This window comes from Campylobacter concisus (genome assembly GCF_002092845.1).
Lineage (GTDB): Bacteria > Campylobacterota > Campylobacteria > Campylobacterales > Campylobacteraceae > Campylobacter_A > Campylobacter_A concisus_AQ.
Window position 1 is genome coordinate 21653 of record NZ_LVXF01000009.1, and the last position, 7647, is coordinate 29299.

8 protein-coding genes are annotated in these 7647 nt (G+C 36.8%); 1 reads left to right on the top strand and 7 read right to left on the bottom strand.

Annotated features, from left to right (window positions below; genetic code table 11):
- Positions 1 to 99: 99 nt before the first annotated feature.
- The 7 genes from recO to bamA all read right to left on the bottom strand — a co-directional run bounded on the left by recO (position 100) and on the right by bamA (position 6770).
- Positions 100 to 714, bottom strand: coding sequence for a recombination protein RecO (gene recO / locus A3854_RS03120; RefSeq protein WP_084041270.1), 615 nt, complete (start codon positions 712 to 714; stop codon positions 100 to 102).
- The gene (locus A3854_RS03125; protein WP_084041271.1) at positions 715 to 1638 is read right to left on the bottom strand and encodes a tRNA dihydrouridine synthase; all 924 of its coding nucleotides are present in this window, start codon (positions 1636 to 1638) and stop codon (positions 715 to 717) included.
- Complete coding sequence (locus A3854_RS03130; RefSeq protein WP_084041272.1) at positions 1635 to 2633, bottom strand: uroporphyrinogen III synthase HEM4; 999 nt, start codon at positions 2631 to 2633, stop codon at positions 1635 to 1637. Before A3854_RS03130 ends, A3854_RS03125 begins: the two co-directional genes overlap by 4 nt.
- Positions 2634 to 2642: 9 nt before the next feature.
- The gene (dksA, locus tag A3854_RS03135) at positions 2643 to 2999 is read right to left on the bottom strand and encodes an RNA polymerase-binding protein DksA (protein ID WP_035167251.1); all 357 of its coding nucleotides are present in this window, start codon (positions 2997 to 2999) and stop codon (positions 2643 to 2645) included.
- Positions 3000 to 3010: 11 nt separating this feature from the next.
- Positions 3011 to 3466: a 23S rRNA (pseudouridine(1915)-N(3))-methyltransferase RlmH gene (locus A3854_RS03140; RefSeq protein WP_084041273.1), complete on the bottom strand. Its 456-nt coding sequence runs from the start codon at positions 3464 to 3466 to the stop codon at positions 3011 to 3013.
- Between the two features lie 2 nt (positions 3467 to 3468).
- The gene (gene accD / locus A3854_RS03145; protein WP_084041276.1) at positions 3469 to 4383 is read right to left on the bottom strand and encodes an acetyl-CoA carboxylase, carboxyltransferase subunit beta; all 915 of its coding nucleotides are present in this window, start codon (positions 4381 to 4383) and stop codon (positions 3469 to 3471) included.
- A gap of 131 nt (positions 4384 to 4514) precedes the next feature.
- Positions 4515 to 6770 (bottom strand): outer membrane protein assembly factor BamA, encoded by a 2256-nt coding sequence (gene bamA, locus A3854_RS03150; RefSeq protein WP_084041274.1) that lies wholly within the window; start codon positions 6768 to 6770, stop codon positions 4515 to 4517.
- Positions 6771 to 6859: 89 nt separating this feature from the next.
- Between bamA and A3854_RS03155 the strand changes: the two genes are divergently transcribed.
- On the top strand, positions 6860 to 7647 hold a 788-nt coding region (locus A3854_RS03155; RefSeq protein ID WP_084041275.1), incomplete at its 3' end, for a prephenate dehydrogenase.

Sequence of the window (7647 nt, forward strand, 5' to 3'; positions counted from 1 at the left end):
TCATATACAACAAATACAAAAGCATTTAGTGCAAAAAGCTACTGGTTAGAATTTTTATAACTTAGAAAATTGAAGCTTAAAAAATAGTTATAATAGAGTTTAAAGCCCGTCAAGTAAAATTTTATAAAGGCGGTTTATCTCATCGTCATTTAGCTCGATCGTACTTTTTGTATCAAACAAATTTTTTATCTTACCAGCGTCAAATTCGCTTCTATCGAGGCAGTGCTTGTGAGATGGCAAAAAGCCACGAGTTAAGCAAAGCTCACTCTCTATCTCCTCGTCGCAGATGAAGCACTCAAGCTCACTGTGAAGCCTACCTTCATACTCTAAAATTTTAACGTAGCTTTCGATGATAAGGCGTTTTGGATTTTGTAGCTGCATCTGTTTGGCGCAACGATCAAGCTCTTTAAAGTAAATTTCATCGAGCTGTTCGACCTCTTTTAGATGATCATAAAGTAGGTGCATGAACTGTTGCCAAATGATGAGCTTGTCGCGCTCTAACAGCCATTTAAAGCCAAGATGAAGTATGCTTCTAAGCTTTGGTAGAAATTTCGCCTCTTGCTCTAGCTCAAAGTCGATCTTATAGCCAGTCATGATGTTTGAGTGGCGAGCACCAAAAAATCTATATGACTTTACGAGCAAATTTGGCGTTAGCACAAAGACTAAAAGGTCCTCGTCTCTGACCTTTTGCACACGCAGGATGTAGCCTTGCATCTAGGCAAAAAACTCCCTTATGCGCTCTCTCATCGCTGTCGTGTCTTTGATGAAATTTATATCGTTTCTAAAGGTTGTTGCACCGTCGATGCCCTTGCTGTACTGATGCAAATGCTTTCTAAATATGCAAAGCCCATGCTCGCCGTAATGCTCGATCATCGCATCAAAGTGGGCTAGTATGATCTTTTGCTTTAGCGCCTTATCTACGCTAGTTTTGGTTTTTATCTCGTGAAATATCCAAGGATTGCCGATGCTTGCTCTGCCGATCATTAGGGCGTCGCACTTTGTAAGGTTTAAAATTTCATCTGCATTTTGTGCGTTTATATCACCATTTGCGATGACTGGGATTTTTACGCTCGCTTTTACTCTAGCGATCGCTTCGTAATCAACCTTTGCGCTGTATCCCCCCGCTCTGGTTCGACCATGTACCGCGATGTAGTTTGCGCCAGCTTCTTCGCAGGCTTTTGCGATTTTGATCTCATTTTTATCGTTAAAGCCAAGTCTAAATTTAACGCTTAGGCTTTCCTTGTTTGAAGTACTTTTTATAGCTGAGACTATACTTTGAAGTTTATCAAGATCATTTAACAAGGCTGAGCCTGCACCTTGTCTAACTACCTTTGGTACGGGACAGCCGCAGTTTAGATCGAGCCCATAAATTCCATCAAATTTATTGATGATTTGCACAGCTTTTTTTATATTTTCTGTGTCATTGCCAGCTATTTGAACGACATAAGGCTCTTCGTTTGGGGATTTTTTAATCATTTCAAGCGTTTTGTCACTACTCTCATATACTAGAGCATTTGCGCTGATCATTTCGCTAACAGTGACATCGCAACCAAATTTCTTAACTACGCTTCTTAATGGCAAGTCAGAAAAGCCAGCAAGAGGCGCTAAGAAAAGTGGCTTTTTGCTAAAGTCTATCATTTAAAAAATAACGAGCTAGGCACCATTTTGCCGTTATCTCGTAAGAATAGTAAAACCTTTATCTCTTTAAACTCATCAGGGTCGCTACCTTCGATAGCTTCTCTTACTTTATCAAGCATTTGAAGCTCAAACAGTGCATATACGTAAGCTTCATCAGCGTCAGCGTGGATGCTTTTTAGCTTCTCAAAGATGCCGATAAACGCATCTGGTTTTAGCTTATTTTTAAGCATTACAGCTGCCTTATCGTATTGAGCTTTTGCCACTTTTGCGTTGTTTAAAAGATCAAAAATTTCATCACTGCTTAGATCGATCTCGTCATTTACAAAGCGGGTAATAATAAGCATTATATCTTCACTTGCTAGTTCAAAATTTAATCTTTTGATCTCGCTAAAAGAAGCTACTTTTATAAGTTTATCAAATGCAGCTTTTTTAAGGCTCTCGTTTTGATCTTGGTTTTTAAGTATGTCAAGATAGTAAGTAGGTAGTTGCTCGATCTTATTTAGCTCATTTAGGATATTTAACTTGCTATCTTTTGCTAGTCTAAATTTTTTTAGATCGACGATCTCTTTATTTTTTATACTTTTTATGGTTTGTAAGATATTGTTTATCTCGGCATCATCTACACCGACATCTTTAAGCTCGCCTACTGGTGAGATAGAGCGAGTAAGCTGTGAGGCGATCTTATAAGTGTCGGTTTTGAAATCTTTATTACTCTCAAAGCCAAGAAGCGTCTCTTTAGCTAAGTCCTTATAAAGTTGGCTATCTTTTTTGATCCATTTTTTATATCTATAAAAAGCATATCCATGATAAGCGATATGAAGTAGGGCAAGAAGTGCTAAAACAGCTACCGGAAGAGTGACCCAAATAGCAATTGGCAAAGTTATAGTTTGGCCTAAAAGCTCAAATGTGTAATCAGAACTATTAAGAGAATAAGTGAGTCCTGCAACAACTACTATGTAGATTATGCAATAGACGAGAAATTTTCTAGTTTTCATGTTTTCTCCTTAGTTTTTTGCTGTTTTTTCAATTATTTCACGGCAAGTTATGCAGTATTTTGCATGTGGTTTTACCTTTAGTCGCGGTATACTGATCTCCTCTTCACACATATCACAAATTCCATAAGTTTTATTTGCTATCTTCTCTAGTGCTTCATCTATCTCTGATAGCTCCGCTCTTTGTTGTGTCGAGATCGAATGCTCTATTAACTGGTCTGTATTTACTGAGGCTATATCAAACTCATCGCTTACGCCGCTATCTCTTAAGCCATTTACTTCAACAGATGAATCATAGATATTTTTTTTGATCTGTAATTTTCTTTCTTCAAGTAATTTTTTAAAAAAATTTAGCTCAGTTTGTGTCATTTTATATTCCTTTATTTGTGGTATGGGTGGTTTGCATTTATGCAAAGTGCTCTAAAAATTTGCTCAAAAAGCACAAGCTTGGCAACCTTGTGTGCCATCGTCATCTTGCTCAAACTTACGATTTTTTGTGCTTTATTCTTTAAATTTTGGCTAAGGCCATAAGCTCCGCCTATGAAAAAGTTAATTTGTGAATTTGAGTTTAAAATTTGTGCGAATTCTTGGCTGTCAAGTTGCAAGCCATTTTCATCAAGCATTACGCAAAAGCCTTTTAAATTTGGCTCATAAATTTCATCATAAGCTCTTAATGCTTCGCTTTTTCCAGTACTTTGAGCTTTTGCTATTTTTTCATTGAAAAAGACTTTATCGTTTATCTTGGCAAATTTTGCACTCATTTTTATATATTCTTGTATTTCGTTTTCAAAGTTGTCACGTGATGATTTTTGAATGCTAAAAACTGAAATTTCCAAATTTAGCCTTTGGTTTTTAGCTTTAGTTCAAAGTTATTTCCACTTTCATCTTGTCTTTCTTTTTGATGCATTGTCTTGTTACTTGTGAGAAATTTAACCATATCGCTTATATATTTTTTATGTTCGCTTCTTGGCACAATAGCATCGATTAAGCCATGCTCTAATAAAAACTCAGCTCTTTGAAATCCCTCTGGAAGGTCAGCACCAATGGTTTGTTTGATGACCCTTTGACCAGCAAAGCCTATCAATGCGCCAGGTTCAGCGATTATTAGATCTCCAAGCCAAGCAAAAGAAGCACTAACGCCGCCCATTGTCGGATCAGTAAGTATTGAGATATAAGGTAGTTTCGCTTCATCAAGTAGTTTTAAAGCAGCTGATGTCTTTGACATTTGCATCAAAGAGAATGTACTCTCTTGCATTCTAGCTCCGCCTGAAGCACTCACTATGACTAAAGCTTGGCGTTTTTCTATCGCTCGTTTTATCGCTCTTACGATCTTTTCACCCTCAACTGAAGCTAGCGAACCACCCATGAAGCCAAAGTCAAAAACAACTAGCTGGATATCTTGTCCGTCGCATTTGCCTTCGCCGCATATCACTGAGCTTGTGCGTCCTGTTTTTTCTTTATTCTCTGTGATTCTTTTTTTGTATGATTTTTTATCAACAAAATTTAATGGATCTACCGGTTTTAAATTCGCGTCAAATTCTACAAAGCTATCTTCATCACAGATCAAATTTATGCGATCAGTAGCTTTTAATCTCATATGATAGCCACATTTCGGGCATACATTAAAACAAGCTTCAACTTCTTTGTAGTACATCAGTGAGTGACAATTATCGCATTTTACCCAGTGCGTAGGTGCTTCTTCTGGACGAGGTTGAGCTTTTCTTATCTTTGAAAAAATATCTGAGAAATTCATATTTTTACCCACTTATATTAAAAATTGTGGGATTATATCTAATGTTTGCCTTGCTTTTTCTTATATGACTTAAAGTTTGTTTATTTGTAGAGGTTTAAAGGGGTAAGTTAGCCCCTTTAAAAAATATCTTGTTAGAAGCGTCTTCCGATAGTAAATTCAAATGTATTTGTATCATCGCCCTCTTTAGGTTTAAGAGCTTTTGCAAAGATTAGTTGAAGTGGTCCGATAGGTGTTATCCACTCGATACCAGTACCAACTGATGATCTTTTTATCTCATTTAGGCTATTCTCACCGATCATGCCGTAGTCATAAAATACAACACCACGCATTTTGACACGATCTATTATAGGAAAGCTTATTTCAGCTGAATTATTAAACGAAGTTTCGCCGCCGTATTCGTAGTAGTCGCCATTATATTTTACCTTTGGAGATACGGTTCTGCTCTCGTAACCACGTAAGCTTCTTATACCGCCAAGGTAAAGTCTTTCGTTGATCGGAGTATATCCTCTTTCCCAAATTTTGCCAAAGCTAGCTTTATATCTTAAGATAAGATCGTAGTCGATGTACTCTCTAAGACCTAGATAGTAGTTAAAATTTGTGCGATTTTTGATAAAGTCTATATCGCCACCAAGCCCAGCTATCTCAAATGATGTGCTAGCTATGATGCCACGTCTTGGCAAGTAATAATCATCGGTGCTATTATATGTTAAAGCCGGAGTTATAGCGCTTTTTATAGCTTTACCTTCTCTATAAATTTCTTTTTTGGTTTTTGTGTTGATATCTCTTAGTTCATCATCTTTTAAAGTAATTTTACTTTGCTCAATATTGTAAGTAAGTGATGCGCTTAAATTTCTAGTTAGTTTTCTACCTAGTGTTGTGCTGAAGCCATAGCTTCTCTCTTTATATGTTCTCCAGTCATAGTCATTTGCGTAAAGTGTCCCACCAAGGCTATACTCTGAGTCAAAAATTCTTGGGTTTGTAAGACTTATCTGACCTGAAAGCTCTCTGTCACTCTTATCTACGCTTACTTGTCCTTGAAGACCAGAGCCAAAGATATTTGTGTCAGAAAGTGCCGCGTTTAGTAGTAGTCCGTCACTGCTGCCGTATCCGATACCACCGCTTATCGAGCCAGTTGAGGCTTCTTTTACTTTTACTTTTAGATCAACTGTATTTTTATCAACCGGATCTTCTTCTATCTCAACATCATCAAAGTAGCTTGTTCTTTTTAATGCATCTTTTGAGTCTTGAAGGTCAGTTCTACTATATAAATTTCCTTCAGTTAGATAAAGTTCACGTCTTACAACGCGGTCAACAGTCCTATCGTTTCCTGAAATTTGAACATTTCTTATATATACTTTTTCGCCAGGATCTACTTCATAATCAATATCGACAGTTTTATTTTCATCAAATTTATCAGTCTTTGGATAGACTTTTACAAACGCATAACCCTTGTCAGCTACCATATCATCGAGCTTTTTCATATCTTGGCGAAGTCTTGCTGAGTTCATCGTATCACCAGCCTCAAGCCTAAAGTCATCTATAATCTTTTTAGTGTCAAGATCTAGCTCTTCAGGTGCTGTAATACTTACATTTGAAACCTTATAAGGCTCACCCTCATGAACATAATAAGTAAGATCAGCTGTGTAGTTATCAAACGATGAATTTAAATAAGGTGACGAAATAGTCGCGTCTAAATAGCCTTTTTGGAAATATTTGTCTTGTATTCTTGCTGGATCATTTTCAAGCTCAAAAAGTTTAACTTTGCCGTCATTTCTGCCCCAAAGCCAGCCCATAAATTCTCTACTTTTGTTTGCAACTACTGGCTCAATGTCATCATAATCAAACTCTTTTGCACCGACTAAATTTACATTTTTGATTATCATATTTTCGCCGCGGTTTATGTTGAGTGTTATAAAAAGTGAGCTGTCGTTGTCTGCAACTGGTTGTTTTTCCACGTCAACAACTGTGTCAAAGTAGCCCTTTGACTCATAATACTGACGAATTCTCTCTTTAGTTTTTTCTATTGTAAGCTCATCATACATATTGCCTGGTTTGATGTTGATTAGCGACTCGATCGCAGTTTTATCATTTGTTACGACGCCTTTTAGATCGACTCTCGCAACACTTGGCTTCTCTTTTACAGCTACTAAAAGATTGCCATTGCCTGTATCTTCTATGTAGATATCGTCGAAATAATTTTGTTTGTATAAATTTGTGATCGCCTTATCGCTAAGCTTTGGAGTCAGATCCTGACCGACTTTTAAGCCCATTATTTGGCTTGCTACTTCAGGCGAAAGGTGAATTAGGCCTTTAAAATTTATTGACTGGATTGTTTGTGCGCTTAGGCCACTGAAAGCTAATGCTAATAAAAATAATTTCTTTTTCATTAAATTTAACCTAGAGTTTTAGTATAAATGCGTATAATATCATATTTTATTTTTAATAAATTTAAATTTTATAATTTTGAAGGTTTTTTATGAAAATAGGTATCATCGGACTTGGTCTTATGGGCGGCTCACTTGGGTTAGCATTAAAAGATGAAAAATTAATCTCTTGTGTTAGTGGATATGACAAAGATGAAAATCATAGCAAAAAGGCCTTAGAACTTGGCTTGGTGCATGAAATTTTAAGCATTGACGAGATGAAAAAGAAGTGTGACATCATCTTTTTGGCTGTGCCAGTTGAAGCCATTGTGAGCATCGTGCAAAATTTAACTGATATCAGCGAAGATACAACTATTATTGATTTTGGCTCAACCAAACAAAAGATCATCGAGGCTGTGCCAGAAAAAATTCGTAAAAATTTCATCCCAGCTCATCCAATGGCAGGTACTGAGTACTCTGGTCCAGAGGCTGCTTTCAAATCACTTTACACAGGGGCAACTGTTATCGTTTGCGACTTTGCAGAAAGCGCAGAAAAACACGTAAAAAGAAGCGTGGAGTTATTTTCTTGCCTTGGTATGAAGATTATTTTTATGAGTGCGAAAGAACATGATCATCACGTGGGTCTTATTTCACATTTGCCTCATGCGATCGCATTTTCTCTTGCGAGTGGAATTTTAAAAGAAGAGGACAAAAGGCACATCGTAGCACTTGGCGGACCTACATTTAAAGGCATGATACGTGTCGCAAAGAGTTCGCCTTTTATGTGGAGTGATATTTTTAAGCAAAATAAAAATAATGTTGTTGAAGCTATAAATATGTTTGAAAAAGAGCTAAATTTGTGCAAAGATCTCATAAAAGATGAACGCTGGGATGAGCTTTT

Bases quoted from the DNA above. Each gene is read 5' to 3' on its own strand.
- recO (WP_084041270.1), bottom strand. From the start codon at position 714: ATGCAAGGCTACATCCTGCGTGTGCAAAAGGTCAGAGACGAGGACCTT.
- A3854_RS03125 (WP_084041271.1), bottom strand. From the start codon at position 1,638: ATGATAGACTTTAGCAAAAAGCCACTTTTCTTAGCGCCTCTTGCTGGC.
- A3854_RS03130 (WP_084041272.1), bottom strand. From the start codon at position 2,633: ATGAAAACTAGAAAATTTCTCGTCTATTGCATAATCTACATAGTAGTT.
- dksA (WP_035167251.1), bottom strand. From the start codon at position 2,999: ATGACACAAACTGAGCTAAATTTTTTTAAAAAATTACTTGAAGAAAGA.
- accD (WP_084041276.1), bottom strand. From the start codon at position 4,383: ATGAATTTCTCAGATATTTTTTCAAAGATAAGAAAAGCTCAACCTCGT.
- bamA (WP_084041274.1), bottom strand. From the start codon at position 6,770: ATGAAAAAGAAATTATTTTTATTAGCATTAGCTTTCAGTGGCCTAAGC.